General features: G+C 67.3%; 17 protein-coding genes and 1 pseudogene. 8 read left to right on the forward strand and 10 right to left on the reverse strand.

From position 1 onward, the window contains the following. Positions 1-54: 54 nt before the first annotated feature. A complete protein-coding gene (locus G3O00_RS29910; RefSeq protein ID WP_011352316.1) occupies positions 55-696 on the reverse strand; it encodes an RNA polymerase sigma factor in 642 nt (213 codons plus the stop codon). A 178-nt stretch (positions 697-874) separates the two neighbouring features. Next, on the reverse strand, positions 875-1,786 hold the full coding sequence (locus G3O00_RS29915) for a LysR family transcriptional regulator (protein ID WP_011352317.1): 912 nt from the start codon (positions 1,784-1,786) through the stop codon (positions 875-877). Between the two features lie 172 nt (positions 1,787-1,958). On the opposite strand from G3O00_RS29915, the gene gcl reads away from it, so the two are divergent. The 5 genes from gcl to lysM all read left to right on the forward strand — a co-directional run bounded on the left by gcl (position 1,959) and on the right by lysM (position 6,459). Further along, a complete protein-coding gene (gcl, locus tag G3O00_RS29920; protein WP_011352318.1) occupies positions 1,959-3,734 on the forward strand; it encodes a glyoxylate carboligase in 1,776 nt (591 codons plus the stop codon). A gap of 43 nt (positions 3,735-3,777) precedes the next feature. Beyond that, on the forward strand, positions 3,778-4,587 hold the full coding sequence (gene hyi, locus G3O00_RS29925) for a hydroxypyruvate isomerase (RefSeq protein WP_206145181.1): 810 nt from the start codon (positions 3,778-3,780) through the stop codon (positions 4,585-4,587). 35 nt (positions 4,588-4,622) lie between these two features. Beyond that, positions 4,623-5,522 (forward strand): 2-hydroxy-3-oxopropionate reductase, encoded by a 900-nt coding sequence (locus tag G3O00_RS29930; RefSeq protein ID WP_346779009.1) that lies wholly within the window; start codon positions 4,623-4,625, stop codon positions 5,520-5,522. 329 nt (positions 5,523-5,851) lie between these two features. Further along, positions 5,852-5,977 carry a hypothetical protein gene (locus tag G3O00_RS43975; protein ID WP_277399336.1) on the forward strand — a complete coding sequence of 42 codons (126 nt, stop codon included), beginning with the start codon at positions 5,852-5,854 and terminating at the stop codon, positions 5,975-5,977. Between the two features lie 11 nt (positions 5,978-5,988). Beyond that, a complete protein-coding gene (lysM, locus tag G3O00_RS29935) occupies positions 5,989-6,459 on the forward strand; it encodes a peptidoglycan-binding protein LysM (RefSeq protein WP_011352321.1) in 471 nt (156 codons plus the stop codon). 101 nt (positions 6,460-6,560) lie between these two features. On the opposite strand, the gene G3O00_RS29940 is transcribed toward lysM, so the two are convergent. Continuing rightward, entirely contained in the window at positions 6,561-7,583 is a 1,023-nt protein-coding gene (locus tag G3O00_RS29940; RefSeq protein ID WP_206145183.1) for an asparaginase, read from the reverse strand. Between the two features lie 271 nt (positions 7,584-7,854). Here G3O00_RS29940 and G3O00_RS29945 point away from each other — a divergent pair, with 271 nt between their 5' ends. The 3 genes from G3O00_RS29945 to G3O00_RS29955 all read left to right on the forward strand — a co-directional run bounded on the left by G3O00_RS29945 (position 7,855) and on the right by G3O00_RS29955 (position 9,695). Then, on the forward strand, positions 7,855-8,145 hold the full coding sequence (locus G3O00_RS29945) for a PsiF family protein (RefSeq protein WP_174930920.1): 291 nt from the start codon (positions 7,855-7,857) through the stop codon (positions 8,143-8,145). Positions 8,146-8,427: 282 nt separating this feature from the next. Continuing rightward, the gene (locus G3O00_RS29950) at positions 8,428-8,877 is read left to right on the forward strand and encodes a hypothetical protein (protein ID WP_206145184.1); all 450 of its coding nucleotides are present in this window, start codon (positions 8,428-8,430) and stop codon (positions 8,875-8,877) included. 230 nt (positions 8,878-9,107) lie between these two features. Then, complete coding sequence (locus G3O00_RS29955) at positions 9,108-9,695, forward strand: YSC84-related protein (RefSeq protein ID WP_011352325.1); 588 nt, start codon at positions 9,108-9,110, stop codon at positions 9,693-9,695. Positions 9,696-9,800: 105 nt separating this feature from the next. Here the strand turns inward: G3O00_RS29955 and G3O00_RS29960 are convergent, their stop codons facing one another. The 7 genes and pseudogenes from G3O00_RS29960 to G3O00_RS29990 form a co-directional block, all read right to left on the reverse strand. After that, entirely contained in the window at positions 9,801-10,865 is a 1,065-nt protein-coding gene (locus G3O00_RS29960) for a glycosyltransferase family 4 protein (protein ID WP_041492866.1), read from the reverse strand. Between the two features lie 252 nt (positions 10,866-11,117). Then, positions 11,118-12,293, reverse strand: a complete 1,176-nt coding sequence (locus G3O00_RS29965; protein WP_206145185.1) for an AAA family ATPase — start codon at positions 12,291-12,293, stop codon at positions 11,118-11,120. A 28-nt stretch (positions 12,294-12,321) separates the two neighbouring features. Further along, positions 12,322-13,494: a mechanosensitive ion channel domain-containing protein gene (locus G3O00_RS29970; protein WP_206145186.1), complete on the reverse strand. Its 1,173-nt coding sequence runs from the start codon at positions 13,492-13,494 to the stop codon at positions 12,322-12,324. 89 nt (positions 13,495-13,583) lie between these two features. Next, positions 13,584-13,940 carry a Rap1a/Tai family immunity protein gene (locus G3O00_RS29975; RefSeq protein WP_006485939.1) on the reverse strand — a complete coding sequence of 119 codons (357 nt, stop codon included), beginning with the start codon at positions 13,938-13,940 and terminating at the stop codon, positions 13,584-13,586. Between the two features lie 119 nt (positions 13,941-14,059). After that, on the reverse strand, positions 14,060-14,770 hold the full coding sequence (locus G3O00_RS29980; protein ID WP_011352329.1) for an ankyrin repeat domain-containing protein: 711 nt from the start codon (positions 14,768-14,770) through the stop codon (positions 14,060-14,062). Positions 14,771-14,813: 43 nt separating this feature from the next. Further along, entirely contained in the window at positions 14,814-15,593 is a 780-nt protein-coding gene (locus tag G3O00_RS29985; protein WP_206145187.1) for a TatD family hydrolase, read from the reverse strand. Positions 15,594-15,734: 141 nt separating this feature from the next. Beyond that, a pseudogene (locus tag G3O00_RS29990) lies at positions 15,735-16,053 on the reverse strand (DNA polymerase III subunit delta'); the annotation flags it as partial.

A 16,053-nucleotide genomic window follows, 5' to 3' on the forward strand; every position in this document is an offset into this window, starting at 1 on the left:
TCGGGCGCCGACAGCTCGCGGTCGACGTCCGCGTCCAGCAACGCTCGCGCTTCGTTACAGTCCATCGATAGCCTCCGATGCGGTTCCGCCAGCCGGCGTACGGCCCGGCCTGCCTTCGGCCGCCGGTGCCGGCGGGCCACCCAGCAGCGCGGCAAGCTTGCGCCGGCCGCGTGCGAGCCGCGACATCACCGTGCCGACCGGCACGTCCGCGATCGCCGCAATCTCGCGGTAACTCAGGTCCTCCATCTCGCGCAGCACGAGCACCTCGCGGTATTCGGGCGGCAGCTTCGCGAGCGCTTCATTCACGAGCCGCACGTTCTCGCCGCGCAGCAGGTGCGCGAGCGGATCGTCGGTCGCCGGTTGCCAGTCGTCGGGCACGTCGGTGTCGTCGAGCGTGTCGGGCAGCGCAACCTCGTGCGCATGCGTGCGGCGCCGCCATTCCGTGTACCAGGTGTGGCGCACGATCGTCAGCAGCCACGGCCGCGCGTTGTCGCCGCGACACGAATCGACGAAGCGCAGCGCGCGCATGCACGCGTCCTGGACGACGTCGTCCGCATCGCCGGCGCTGCCGCTCAGCCAGCGCGCGAGGTTGTACGCGGCGTCGAGATGCGGCAGCACGAGCACGCGAAACCGCTCGCCGCGCGCAACCGCGTCGTCCGCCGACCGCTCATCGACCGCCTGTCCGGCTTGCCCCACATGGCCTCCCTGGTCCCGGCGGCCGAAGCCGCGCCCGTTCCGGGCACGGTGCCCGGACAGACCGGCAACGTGCGCGCTTGATGACCTTACCGTCGTTGCGTCGAGTTTATTCCCGCGCCGCGCGCCCGAAGCGCAAATAATTCGTCGAACAGCCCGGTGGCCGGGCCGTCCGCGCCGGTTACGGCGTGGTGCTCCAGTAACCGGGGCTCGCGTAAGCGGCACGCAGGTAGTCGATGAAGTAGCGTACGCGCGCCGGTACGTAGCGCTGCTGCGGGTAGACCGCGAGGATGTCGTAGTCGGGCAGCGCATACTCGTCGAGCACGGTCTCGAGCGCGCCCGTCTCGAGCTGCGCGGCGATTTCCCACGTGGAGCGCCAGCCGAGTCCGAGACCCTCGGCCACCCAGCGGTGCAGCAGCTCGCCGTCGTTGCAGTCAAGATTGCCGGCCACGCGCATCGTCGCGATCTTGCCGTGGCGCTGGAAATACCAGCCGCGGTTCTGGCCGCCCTGCAGGTTGAACGCCAGGCAGTTGTGCTTGAGCAGATCGTCGAGCGACTTCGGCCGGCCGTGCCGGCGGAAATACTCGGGCGTGCCGCATACGACACGCCGGTTCGACGCGAGCTTCACCGCGACGAAGTTCGGATCGACGGCCCCGCCGATCCGGATCGACAGGTCGTAGCCTTCGCGCACGAGATCGACGACGCGGTCGGTCAGGTTGAACGACAGCTGCATCTCGGGCTTGTCGACCAGAAAGCCCGGGGCGTGCGGCGCGACGTGCTTGCGCCCGAACGCGGCCGGCGCGGACACGATCAGGTGCCCGCTGACCGCCCGCCGCCCGGCGGCCAGCTCGTTCTCGGCCTGGTCCCATTCGGACAGGAGGCCGCGGCAGCGCTCGAGGAACGCGGCGCCCTCCTCGCTGACCACCAGCCGCCGCGTCGAGCGGTACATCAGCTTCACGCCGAGACGCTTTTCGAGCGCGTCGATGCGCCGCCCGAGCACCACCGGCGACACGCCCTCCTCGAGCGCCGCCGCCGCGAGGCTGCCGGCATCGGCCACCCGCACGAACGTCTCGATCTGCTTGAAGCGATCCATCTCCCGTCTCCGTCTCTGTTCCGGCACCGGCGGAAAGCCCCGCCCGGCCGCCATTCCATACTTTTAGTTTCGAAAAAAGCGACTCCGGCTGATCTTATCAAACCTTTCCTGCATCCCTAAAGTGTCCTCAACAGACCCATTTGCAAGATCCACCCCATTCAAGGAGACATTCATGGCCAAGATGAGAGCCGTCGACGCAGCTGTGCTCGTGCTCGAGAAAGAAGGCATCCAGACCGCGTTCGGCGTGCCGGGCGCAGCGATCAACCCGTTCTACTCCGCCATGCGCAAGTCGGGTGGCATCAGCCATGTGCTGGCACGCCACGTCGAAGGCGCGTCGCACATGGCCGAAGGCTTCACGCGTGCGGCCCCGGGCAACATCGGCGTGTGCATCGGCACGTCGGGCCCCGCCGGCACCGACATGATCACGGGCCTCTACTCCGCATCGGCCGACTCGATTCCGATCCTCGCGATCACGGGCCAGGCACCGCGTGCCCGCCTGTACAAGGAAGACTTCCAGGCCGTCGACATCGAATCGATCGCGAAGCCGGTCACGAAGTGGGCCGTCACCGTGCGTGAGCCGGCACTCGTGCCGCGCGTGTTCCAGCAGGCATTCCACCTGATGCGCTCGGGCCGTCCGGGCCCGGTGCTGGTCGACCTGCCGATCGACGTGCAGCTCGCCGAAATCGAATTCGACATCGACACGTATGAGCCGCTGCCGGTCTACAAGCCCGCGGCCACCCGCGCGCAGATCGAGAAAGCGCTCACGATGCTCAACGACGCGGACAAGCCGCTGATCGTGTCGGGCGGCGGCGTGCTCAACGCAGCGGCCGAAGACCTGCTCGTCCAGTTCGCCGAAACGATCGGCGTGCCGGTGATCCCGACGCTGATGTCGTGGGGCGCGATTCCGGACGATCACCCGCTGATGGCCGGCATGGTCGGCCTGCAGACGTCGCACCGCTACGGCAACGCCACGATGCTCGCGTCCGACTTCGTGCTCGGCATCGGCAACCGCTGGGCGAACCGCCACACGGGCAGCGTCGAGGTCTACACGAAGGGCCGCAAGTTCGTGCACGTCGACATCGAACCGACGCAGATCGGCCGCGTGTTCGGCCCGGATCTCGGCATCGTGTCGGACGCAAAGGCCGCGCTCGAGCTGTTCGTCGCCGTCGCACAGGAATGGAAGGCCGCCGGCAAGCTGAAGGACCGCAGCGCATGGGTCGCCGACTGCCAGGAACGCAAGCGCACGCTGCAACGCAAGACGCACTTCGACAACGTGCCGGTCAAGCCGCAGCGCGTGTACGAAGAGATGAACAAGGTGTTCGGCCGCGATACGTGCTACGTCAGCACGATCGGCCTGTCGCAGATCGCCGCCGCGCAGTTCCTGCACGTGTTCAAGGCGCGTAACTGGATCAACTGCGGCCAGGCCGGCCCGCTCGGCTGGACGATTCCCGCCGCGCTCGGCGTGCGTGCTGCGGACCCGAGCCGCCCGATCGTCGCGCTGTCCGGCGACTACGACTTCCAGTTCATGATCGAGGAACTGGCAGCCGGCGCGCAATTCAAGCTGCCGTACGTGCACGTCGTCGTGAACAACTCGTACCTCGGGCTGATCCGCCAGGCGCAGCGTGCGTTCGACATGGACTACTGCGTGCAGCTCGCGTTCGACAACGTGAACGCACCGGAACTGAACGGCTATGGCGTCGACCACGTGGCCGTCGCGGAAGGCCTCGGCTGCAAGGCGCTGCGCGTGTTCAAGCCGGAAGAGATCGAGCCGGCGCTGCGTCAGGCGCAAACGCTCGCGGAAGAGTTCAGCGTGCCGGTGGTCGTGGAAGTGATCCTCGAGCGCGTGACGAACATCTCGATGGGCACCGAAATCGACGCGATCAACGAATTCGAGGATCTCGCCGAAAAGGCCGAGCACGCACCGACCGCGATCTCGATGCTCGACTGAACCGCACGACATTTTTGACTGACCGACCGAAGAGGCTTAGCTCATGCCGAAGTTTGCTGCAAACCTGACCATGCTGTTCAACGAAGTGCCGTTCCTCGACCGCTTCAAGGCGGCCGCCGACGCGGGCTTCGACGCCGTCGAGTTCCTGTTCCCGTATCCGTACGCGAAAGAGGAACTCGCCGAGCGGCTCGAGACGCATCGCCTGCGCCTCGTACTGCACAACCTGCCCGCCGGTAACTGGGACCAGGGCGAGCGCGGTATCGCGTGCCTGCCCGATCGCGTCGGCGAGTTCCAGGAAGGTGTCAGCCGTGCGATCGAGTACGCGAAGGCGCTGAAGGTGCCGCAGCTGAACTGCCTCGTCGGCATCCCGTCGGCCAGCACGGCGCGCGACAAGACCTTCGTCACGATCGTCGACAACCTGCGCTTTGCCGCCGACGCGCTCAAGCGCGAAGGCATCCGCCTGCTCGTCGAGCCGTGCAACAGCTTCGACATCCCGGGTTTCGCGCTGAACCGCTCGTCGGAAGGGCTCGACGTGATCCGCGCGGTCGGCTCGGACAACCTGTTCCTGCAGTACGACATCTATCACATGCAGCGCATGGAAGGCGAACTGGCCGCGACGATCGAACGCAACCTCGCATCGATCGGCCACGTCCAGCTCGCGGACAACCCGGGCCGTAACGAGCCGGGCACGGGCGAGATCAACTACGCGTTCCTGTTCGCGCTGCTCGACCGGCTCGGCTATGCCGGCTACGTCGGCTGCGAATACAAGCCCCGCACCACCACGACGGAAGGCCTCGGCTGGCTGCAAAGCGTCGCCGGCTGCGCACCGGGCTCGGCGCGTCGCGCCGCCTGAGTCACGCCCTTCCCGTTTTCAGCCCTATAGGAGACATTCACATGGCAACCATCGGTTTCATCGGCCTCGGCATCATGGGCGCGCACATGGCGCGCAACCTGCTCAAGGGCGACCACCAGCTCGTCGTGAACGGCGCGTTCCCGATCCCCGACGACCTGCGCACGAGCGCGAAGGTCGTCGCGAACTCGACCGAAGTCGCGCAGAACGCGGACATCATCATCGCGATGGTGCCGGATACGCCGGACGTGCGTAACGTGCTGTTCGCCGACGACGGCGTCGCGAAGGGCCTGACGGCCGGCAAGCTCGTGATCGACATGAGCTCGATCTCGCCGCTCGACACTCAGGAATTCGCGAAGCAGATCAACGCACTCGGTTGCGACTACCTCGACGCACCGGTGTCCGGCGGCGAAGTCGGCGCACGCGAAGCGTCGCTGACGATCATGGTCGGCGGCCCGGAGGCGGCATTCGAGCGCGCCAAGCCGCTGTTCGAGAAGATGGGCAAGAACATCACGCTCGTCGGCGACAACGGCGCGGGCCAGACCTGCAAGGTCGCGAACCAGATCATCGTCGCGCTGAACATCGAAGCGGTCGGCGAAGCGCTGCTGTTCGCCGCACGTTCGGGCGCCGATCCGGAGCGTGTGCGCCAGGCGCTGATGGGCGGCTTCGCCGCATCGCGCATCCTGGAAGTGCACGGCGCGCGGATGACGAAGCGCACGTTCGACCCGGGCTTCCGCATCGAGCTGCACCAGAAGGACCTGAACCTCGCACTCGACGGCGCACGCAAGCTCGGCCTCGCACTGCCGCACACGGCCAGCGCGCAGCAGCTGTTCAGCGTGTGTGCATCGCACGGCGGCAAGGCATGGGACCACTCGGCACTCGTGCGCGCGCTCGAGATCATGTCGAACTTCGAGATCGGCCAGACGCCGGCCGCGTAACACGGCTGCAACGATGCGCGTTTCCGCTGCGATGGCGGACGCGCACGACAGACATACGTGACCGGCACGGCCGGTCGCATCGATGCGCGATGCACCATGCACTCGCGCATCACGGTGGGGCGCCCCGCCCTGTACTGCCGAACGGCATGCGGGACGGGGCGAAAAACGCCGCTCTGGGCTGAGAGCGGCGTGGTGGGGTCCGCAGCGGCACCCGGCGACGCCGGGGAAGCCTTGGTCGGTCAGACGTCGTCGTCGGGTGTCCGCCTGTCGGATTTCGCGTATTACATTTCTTTACGTTCGAGCGTGCGATTTTTCATGCAATCGTCGTCATGAACGCCTACACTTTCGCCACGCCTTTCGAGAAAACCGCCGCGCTTGCGCTCACCTCCGGTGACCGCGCCCAGCGCGGTGTTTTTTTCGCCACTTCACGGCGCGTTTTCTTTTCAACCACCTAAGGAGTGCAACGATGGGTCTTCTTTCGTTTATCAAAGAGGCGGGTGAAAAACTGCTGGGTCATGCCGATGCGCAAGCAGCGGAAGATCCGAATGCCGCAAACCAGACCGCGGCCGATGCGATCAAGAACTACATCAACACGCAGGGTCTCGATACGTCGAACCTGACCGTCGCGTTCGACGGCGCATCGCGCACCGTGACGCTGTCGGGCAGCGTCGCCGACCTCGACACGAAGGCCAAGGTCAAGGTCGCGGCCGGCAACGTGCAGGGTGTCGCGGGCGTCAACGACGACGATCTGCAGCCGGACGATCCGGAAGTGCAGTACCACGACGTGAAGTCGGGCGACACGCTGTCGGCCATCGCCAAGGAAGTCTACGGCGACGCGAACAAGTACCCGGTGATCTTCGAGGCGAACAAGCCGATGCTGTCGAGCCCGGACCGGATCTACCCGGGCCAGAAGCTCGTGATTCCGCCGCAGTCCTGAGCATTATTGCCGGACTGACGGACACAAAAAAGGCAGGCCGATGGCCTGCCTTTTTTTCATGGTGACGCGCGCGGCCCGCGCCGCGCGTATCGGTCAGCCCGTCACAGCGTATCGAACATGCGCTGCAGCGCGTCGCAGTCGTGGATGCCGTTCGCGAGCGCGAGCATCAGCAGCACGCGCGCCTTGTACGGGTTCAGCGACCCCGCGCTCACGAAGCCGAGCGCATCGTCGCTCGCGGCGCCGTTGCGCATCACGTGCCCCGACCCGACGCGCGACGCGCGAACCACCGCAACGCCGGCGTTTACCGCATCGGCCAGCGCCGCCTGCAGCGTCGCATGGATCGAGCCGTTGCCGGTGCCCGCGACGACGAGACCGCGCACGCCGGCTGCAACGAGCGCATCGACGGCCGTCCGCGTCACGCCCGCGTAGCTCGCGACGACTTCGACGGGCGGCCACACGGCGGCGATCGCCAGTTGCGTGTCGCGCGAACGCGTCACGCGGCGTGCGAATTCGACCCGGCCGTCCTGCACCCAGCCGAGCGCGCCGAGCTCCGGCGACTGGAATGCATCGACCGCGTAGGTGCTCGTCTTCACGACGTCGCGCGCGCCGTGGATCCGGTTGTTGAACGCGACCAGCACGCCCTGCCCGCGCGCGGACGGATGCGCAGCCACCGTCACCGCGTTCAGCAGGTTCAGCGGGCCGTCGGACGACAGCGCGGTCGCCGGGCGCATCGCGGCCGTCAGCACGACCGGCTTGTCGCCGTTGACGACCAGGTGCAGCGCATACGCGGTTTCCTCGAGCGTGTCGGTGCCGTGGGTGATCACGATGCCGTCGACCGCCGGATCGGCCATCAGCGCGTCGATCCGCGCGGCGAGCGCATTCCACAGCGGCAGCGCGAGATCCTTGCTGTCGATGCTGGCGATCTGCTCGGCGTCGATGCGCGCGACGGACGCGAGCGCCGGCACCGCGTCGACCAGGAAATTGACGCCGAGCGCACCGGCCTGGTAGCCGGCCGTGCTGGCCGCGTCGGGCGCGGCGCCGGCGATCGTGCCGCCGGTGGCGAGCACGGCGATGCGCGGCAGGGCCGCCGTGGACGAAGGGGATGCGGAATTCGGAGTATTCATGGCCGCGATTGTAAAGGCTTGCGGCCGGGATCCGGCAGGTTCCGGCGCGACGGCCCTGGCCGGCCGCCTCACATCATGGTTTGTCCCGATCGTCCGGCAACACGTGCCGTCAACGGCCGTGGTGTCCGCAACGTTATAGAAAGTGCCGTTTTGGTGTTTTCACATTGATTTGCCATAATCGGAACGCGCTGTGCGATGCGGCCCTATCCTCATCGCGCGGTGCTTCGTGACGGCGTCGATAACACGCAATTCACCCCATGGGAGTGTCGAAATGAAAATCCAATCGCTCGTAGCCGCAGTGCTTCTCGGCGGCATGCTGGCTTCCCCCGCGTTCGCGGCGAACAGCCAGCAGGACAAGATGAAGGCCTGTAACACCCAGGCAACCGGCAAGACGGGCGACGAACGCAAGGCGTTCATGAAGGACTGCCTGTCGGCGAAGCCCGCGAAGGCCATGTCGCAGCAGGAAAAGATGAAGGCGTGCAACACGCAGGCCACCGGCAAGAAAGGCGACGATCGCAAGGCGTTCATGAAGAGCTGCCTGAGCAACGCGCCGGCCGCCTGAGTTCCGGCGCTCCCGTATCGAATGCCGCGCACCGCTTCGGCGGGCGCGGCATTTTTGTTTTCGTTGCATGCGCATCGACGCGCCCCGCCCCCCGCGCTTCTGCCGCGCTTTAGCCACGCCTCCCGCCCCGCTTTCCCGCCTTGCCGTACCGGCGCCGCCACATGGTGCGGCAATTCGCCGCGTTTTCTTCTATGATGGCTGCAACGCGGCCCATCCAAGTACAAGAAGCGCCATCGGGCCGCCCTCGAGACAGACGCGCACACGCGTCAAACGGAGGCATGGATGGCATGGAGACAACACCGCTGGTTCCGCCGCTGGCTGATCGTGATCGTATTCTGGGCCGTGCCCGTTGCGATCGTCGCCGTGCGCGAGATCCGCGAGGAAATGGCGTACAACAAGGCGGACCTGCAGCTCGCGCTGACCACCTGGCAGCTCACCGACGCGCAGCAGGCAGCCGGCGCCGGCGCGAAGTGCCACGGGGATCCTGACGAGGCGCGCGCGGCCGGCTGCCCGGCCGACGTGCTCGCCGCCAATGCGCCGCGCCAGCAGGCAGCCCGCGACGAATACGTGGTGCGCCGCAGCACGCTCGCGAGCTACCTGTGGCACGCGTTCGTCGGCTACTGGGTCGTGCCGGCCGCGTTCCTGTTCGCCTGCGGGGTCGTGATCGCGCTGATCCGTCGCGCGCTGCGCCGCCCCCCGATCAAGCCGCCTGTTCCGCCCGTCACGCACTGATGCGCGCGGCAGGCGCCGCCGTCCGATCGACCACCGTGTTTCCCGCATGCCGACGCGACGTCGGCGCGCGGGCGCCGGTGCGTCCGTTGGGGCGCCGCGACATCCCCGAGCGATTTGACGCTTTTTCACGCCGCAACGAAAAGAGGCTGTAATCCGCTGTGATATAACTGCCGACGTGATCCGCTCCCTGAGCGAGACTCACTCCGAACATCATCCGATGGAGAAGAACGATGCAAAAACGGAATCTTGTGCTGAAAGCCGCCGCTGCGCTCATCGTCGGTAGCCTCGCGCTCACCGGTTGCACCACCACCCCGGACAAGCCGGACAACGCCGCAACGAACGCGTCGAAGCGCCAGGCAATCGACTCGAGCGTCGACGCCACGCTGTCGCGCATGTACTCCACGGTCAAGGGTTCGCGTGAACTCGTCGCGAAGTCGCGCGGCGTGCTGGTCTTCCCGGACGTGATCCAGGCCGGCTTCATCGTCGGCGGCCAGTCCGGCAACGGCGCACTGCGCGTCGGCGGCAGCACGGTCGGCTACTACAACACGTCGTCGCTGTCGGTCGGCCTGCAGGCAGGTGCGCAGTCGAAGGCGATCGTGTTCCTGTTCATGACGCAGGAAGCGCTCGACGAATTCCGCGGCTCGGACGGCTGGGCTGCCGGCGCCGGCGCGTCGGTCGCGCTCGTGAAGATGGGCGCGAACGGCGCAGTCGACACGACCACGGCCACCGCACCGGTCCAGGTCGTCGTGCTGACGAACGCCGGCCTGATGGGCGACGTGTCGATCAACGGCACGAAGGTCTCGAAGCTGAAGATCTGACGCTCGTGCACCGCCCGTGCGCACGGCGCGCGGGCCATGCACAAACGGCGATGTCCTTGCGGGCATCGCCGTTTTTTTATCCGCGCGCGTCCTGCGCCACGCGCATCAGGTCGTCGAGTCGATCACCTTGAAACGCGAGCGTTTCTGCGCACGGATCACCGACTGGTAGACGTCGACATACTGCTGCGCCATGCGGCGCGACGTGAAGCGTTCCTCGAAGCGCTGCCGCACGCGCGCGCGCGGCAACAGGTGCAGCCGGTTCACGGCGGCCACCGCACTGATCTCATCCTCGACGATGAAACCCGACACGCCCTCGTCCACCACTTCGGGCACCGCGCCGCGATTGAACGCGATCACCGGCGTGCCGCACGACATCGCCTCGATCATCACGAGGCCGAACGGTTCCGGCCAGTCGATCGGAAACAGCAGCGCATGCGCGCCCGACAGGAATTCGGCCTTCTGGTGATCCGCGATCTCGCCGATGAATTCGACGTGCGGCAACGCGAAGAGCGGCTTGATCTCGCGCTCGAAGTATTCCTGGTCGGCCGCGTCGATCTTCGCGGCGATCTTGATCGGCAGCCCGCACTGGCGGGCAATGCGGATCGCCGTGTCGACGCGCTTCTCCGGCGAGATGCGGCCGAGGAACGCGAGGTAGCGCGGCTCGACCGGCTGCGGCATGTACAGCGTATCGGGCAGCCCGTGGTAGACGGTCGTCAGCCATTTCGCCTGCGGCAGTGGCTGGCGCTGCGAGTTCGAAATCGAGATCACCGGCGCCGTGTTGAACGTGTCGAACACCGGCTGCTGCTCGGGCAGGTCGAGCCGGCCGTGCAGCGTCGTCACGTAAGGCGTTTCCTGCCGGTTGAAGACCGAGAACGAGTAGTAGTCCATGTGGAAATGGAGCACGTCGAAGTCCTTCGCGCGGCGCGCGACCGTCTCCATCAGCAGCATGTGCGGCGCGACCCGGTCGCGGATCGACGAGTCGAGCCGCAGCGCGCGCGGCCAGACCGGCTCGAGCTTCGCCCGTGTCGTCGAATCGCCGCTGGCGAACAGCGTCACATCATGGCCGAGCTCGACGAGCGCCTCGGTGATGTAGGACACGACGCGCTCCGTGCCGCCGTACAGCTTCGGCGGTACCGATTCGGTCAGCGGCGCGATCTGGGCAATTCTCATGGTCCACGTCTCCTGTGTCCTGTCCGTTGCGGCACGGCCGGCGGGCCTCTACGCTTTCGCGCCCTGCTCGCCCCCATGCAGCGCTGGCCGGCTCGGCGTCAGCCGGATATCCCTTCATTATTCGCGATCCCGCTGCCCGGAACCGCCCGTCTTTCATTTTATGGGTGTTGTTACAGGCAGGATACATTCCGCCTGCCGGGTCGATCCGGCCCCATGTTGACGATCACGCCAGAGTGCAGGCCGCCGCGCCCGTCAGCGCGACGGCCACTTCCATGCCGGCAGGTCGCGCGTATCGGCATCGACGAGCCCCGTCGCGCCGAGCTGCTTGTCGAGTACCAGCGATTCGCAGCCGGCCTCGCGCTCGAGCGTCGCGATCAGCCGCGCCGCGTGCGACACGACGAGCACCTGCGAACGCTGCGCAGCCTGCGCGATCAGGCGGCCGAGCGCCGGCAGCAGATCGGGGTGCAGGCTCGTCTCCGGTTCGTTCAGCACCATCAGCGCTGGCGGCCGCGGCGTCAGCAGCGCGGCCGCGAGCAGCAGGTAACGCAGCGTGCCGTCCGACAGCTCGGCCGCCGCGAGCGGCCGCAGCAGCCCCGGCTGGCGCATCAGCACGTCGAAGCGGCCACGGCCGCCCGGATTGTCGATTTCGACCGACGCCCCGGGAAACGCGTCGTCGAGCGCCGCATCGAGTGCGACGCCGTCGCCGATTTCGCGGATCGTCTGCAACGCGGCGGCGAGGTCGGCGCCGTCGTCCGCGAGCACCGGCGTATGGGTGCCGATGTGCGACTGCCGCGCCGGCGCCTGCGCATCGGTCCGGAAATGGTCGTAGAAGCGCCACGAGCGGATCCGTTCGCGCACCGCGATCATCTCGGGCGCGCCGGTCGGATCGGCGAACTCGGTCATCATGCTGTCGAAGCTGGCCACCGGCTGCGGAATCGTCTGCCAGTCGCCCGATGCGGTGCGCGCGCGGATCTGCGCGCCCTGCCGGTCGACCAGCAGCGTCGACGGGCGCAACATCGCACCGCCCCAGATGCATTCGCGCTTGACCACCGGATCGAGCGAGAACTGCGAGCTGCTCGGAATCGGCATGCCGAGATCGATCGCATAGCCGAAATCGTCGCAGGCGAAGCCGAGCTTCAGGCTCACCGGCCCCTTGCGCACCGTGCCGGTCACCGGCGTGTCGCCGTCCAGCATCGCCCGCGAGAAACGCTCGGGGCCGGCCCACAGCGTCGACGGCAACCCGCCTTCGCGGGCGAGCGACGGGATCACGCGCCCCTGCGCGGTATCGGCGAGCAGTCGCAGTGCGCGGTACACGCTCGACTTGCCGCTGCCGTTCGGCCCCGTGACGACGTTGAGCGCCGCGAGCGGCACGATCAGCTCGCGCAGCGAGCGGTAATTGGCGATGGCGAGCGTGTTCAGCGCGGTCATGACGATGGAGGAGGCATGCGGGCCGCGGTCAGCGGCCTTCGGCAGTTTGCGGGTCGGCCGCGGTATTGGCCGCCGTACTGGCGGCAGGCGACCGCGCGTGCGGCCGTTCGGGATTCGGTGCATCCGGCGCGGAATCGTGCGGATACAGTTCCATCCGGCTGCGCGGCAGGCATTGCGGATAGCGGTCCTGCAGGTAGGCGATCAGCCCTTCGCGCACGCGGCAGCGCAGGTCCCAGCACGACGATGAATCGGCCGCGCTGACGAGCGCGCGCAACTGCATCGTGCGTTCCGTCGCGTCGGTCACCTGCAGCACCTGCACGCGACCGTCCCACTCGGGCGCCGCGTGGACGAGCCGCGCAAGTTCTTCGCGCAGCGGCGCGAGCGGCGTGCGGTAGTCGACCGACAGATAGACCGTGCCGATGATTTCCGAGCTGCTGCGCGTCCAGTTCGTGAACGGGTTCTCGATGATCCACTGCAGCGGCACGACGAGGCGCCGCTGGTCCCACAGCCGCACCGACACGAACGATCCGGTGATTTCCTCGATGCGCCCCCACTCGCCCTGGATCACGACCACGTCGTCGAGCCGGATCGGCTGCGTGAGCGCGATCTGCAGACCGGCAATCAGGTTGCCGAGTACCGGCCGCGCAGCGATGCCGGCAACCAGGCCCGCGACGCCGGCCGACGCCAGCAGGCTCGCGCCGACCTGGCGCACGTTCGGGAACGTCATCAGCGCGGCGCCGGTGCCGATGATCACGATCAGCACCATCACGGTCCGCACGAGCACCCTGGCCTGCGTATGGATGCGCCGGGCCTGGAGGTTGTCGGCCGTATCGATCGGATGGGCCTGGATGATGGCGTCGCCGACGCCGGCCGCGAGCCGCACCAGCAGCCACGTGAGGGAAATGATGGAGCCGACCGCCGCCGCCGTGCGCATGCCGCGCACGAACGACATGCCGTCGTCCGCCTGGACCCACAGGAATTCAAGCGCCAGCAGCGCGAGCACGACGAGCGACGGCCGGTCGATGTAGCGCAGGATCGCGCTCATCAACGGATACGGCTGCGCGATGCGCTTGACGATGCGTGCGCCGAGACGGTGCACGATCGTGACGACCAGTATGACGATGACCGACACGGCCAGCGTGCCGAGCCACGAATGCAGCGGCGCATCGGTGATGCGCTGTAGTTCCTCGATTGAAATCATCGGCGCCCGTGGGTGATGAGGCGCGCACGCCTCGTCCTGGATGCGTCGGCGACATCCGGGCCACGCGCGGGCCCGGACACGGCGTCAGGTCAGTTGCCGCTCCTGCAGGGGAACGCCTTGCCGAGGCCGAGCGACACCGCGGTGCTCGCGTTGTAGTCGGCCAGCTTCGGATTTTCCGCGATGTACTTGCGCACCGCGTCGGTCATCTGCTGCGCCCGGATGTCGGGCGGCAGGCAGAAATACTGGCCGACCCGCGGCCCCGTCGTCCCGCCGATCGCATCGATGGTGTTGTAGACGCCGTCGGCGGCGCCTTCGATGTAGGCCGCGCACGACGCCCGCGACTTGACGTCCGTCTTCGCGCACAGCCGGTCGAGATCAGCGCCCGTGAAAGCCGCCGCCGACAACGGCACGGCAAACGCCGCGGCACAAAACATTGCGCGCAACATGGTGTTCCTTATGTCAATGCGGCCCGAGGCCGCCTGCTGCCTTGGCCGGCGCGGCGCCCGGACGCCCTGCTCCGGCCGGAATCCGGCCGGGCGGGCACCGTCTGCCGCACCGAAAACCGTCATTTTGCACTCTTTTGCGCATCTGCCGGCGTCGATGCCCCGATGCGCGTCGTCCGCTTGCTCAGGATCTCGATCGCGTCCGGCGCGTTGTAGTGCTTCGCGAATTCGAGCGCGGTGATGCCGAGCTGGTTCTTCACCTGCGGATCGGCGCCCTGGTCGAGCAGCAGCGTGACCGTCGACGGATGGTTGCCGCGTGCGGCCATCATCAGCGGCGTCGTGCCGTTCGGCGATGCGGTATCGATGTACGCGTCGTGGTCGAGCAGCAGCTTCACGACTGCGTCCTGGCCATTGGTCGCCGCGTAGTGCAGCGGCGCCCAGCCCTTCTTGCTGACTTCCGCGCCCTTGTCGATCAGCAGCTTCGCGAGGCCGACGTCGCCGTTCAGCGACGCGAGCATCAGCGCGGTTTCGCCAGCCTTGTCTTCCTTCTCGAGGTCGACGTTCGGCGTCGTGGCGAGCGCCGCCGCAACCTTGTCGGACTTCTCGCGCGCGGCGATCACGATCAGCGGGTCGCCGTTCGGCGCGATCGTGTTCGGGTCGAGCTTGCCGCTCTTGAGCTGCTTGCCGATGTCGGCGATGTCGTCGAACTTGACGGCCTTGACGATCGCATCGAGCGATTCGGCATGCGCGCCGGCTGCCGCGAACAGGCCGCTCGCGACGAGCGCGGCAGCAACGAGTGCACGTTTCGGCAGATGATTGGTCGGCTTCGTCATTGTTGTGGGCTCCTTCCCTGGGTTGTCGGCTGCGCGCACGTCGTTAGCGGGCGATCTTGAACAGCCGGAAAAAGTTCTGCGTCGTCGCATCGGCGAGCGCCTCGACGGCAATCCCGCGCTCGGATGCGATAAAGCGTCCGACATGGCTGACGTACGCAGGTTCATTCGGCTTGCCGCGATACGGCACCGGCGCGAGGTACGGCGAGTCGGTCTCGATCAGCAGCCGGTCGAGCGGCACGCGCCGCGCGACGTCCTGCACGTCGGTCGCGTTCTTGAACGTGACGATGCCCGACAGCGAGATATGGAAGTTCTGCGCGAGCGCCTGCTCGGCCACCGACCACGGCTCGGTGAAGCAGTGCATCACGCCGCCCGGCACGTCCGCGCGTTCCTCGGCCATGATCCGCAGCGTGTCTTCCGACGACGAGCGCGTGTGGATGATCAGCGGCTTCATCGTCGCGGTCGCCGCGCGGATATGCGTGCGAAAGCGTTCGCGCTGCCATTCCATGTCGTCGATCGAGCGGCCTTCGAGACGGTAGTAGTCGAGGCCCGTTTCGCCGATCGCGACGACCTTCGGGTGCGCGGCCAGCTCGACGAGCTCCGCGAGCGTCGGCTCGTGCATGTCCTCGTGATCGGGATGCACGCCGACCGACGCATAGACGTTGTCATGTGCGTCCGCGATCGCAAGAACCTCCGGCAGCGTCTCGAAATCGACCGACACGCACAGCGCGTGCGTGACGTCGTGCTCGCGCATGTTCTCGAGAACGGCCGGCAGGCGGTCGGCCAGGCCCTTGAAATTGATATGGCAGTGAGAGTCGACGAACATCGTGTTTCCTGAATACGTAAGGCGGGCGCTCATGCGCGCGCCGGCATGCGGCAACGGGCGGCGTTCGCGGGCCGGACGGCCACGGTCGCGTCGCGGCGTGCGCCGGTCATCGTTTCACAACCCAAACGAAACAATGCCGGATCACGCGAACATTTCCCGGTATCCGAGAAACAATTCCTCGAATACGAGCCGCGCGTTGAGCGGATGGTTCTCGACCGTCCGCTGCCGCGTCACGGCCTTCATGAAGCGGGCGAACGCGTTCGCATCGACCGCTTCCGCACAGCGCGCGAGCGCCGCCGCGTGCGCCGGGAAGTAGCGCGGCGCGCCCGCCATCCGCTGGGCAAGCAGGTCGTACAGCCAGCGCTGCAGCCAGCCGAGCACCAGCGGCACCGGCAGCTTCTGCAGCGTCTCGCCGCACGCGAACGGGTCGCAGGCCGCACCGGCCGCGAGCTGCCCGAGC

The sequence above is a fragment of the Burkholderia sp. Ac-20384 genome (assembly GCF_017104605.1).
In the GTDB taxonomy this organism is placed as follows: Bacteria; Pseudomonadota; Gammaproteobacteria; order Burkholderiales; family Burkholderiaceae; genus Burkholderia; species Burkholderia lata.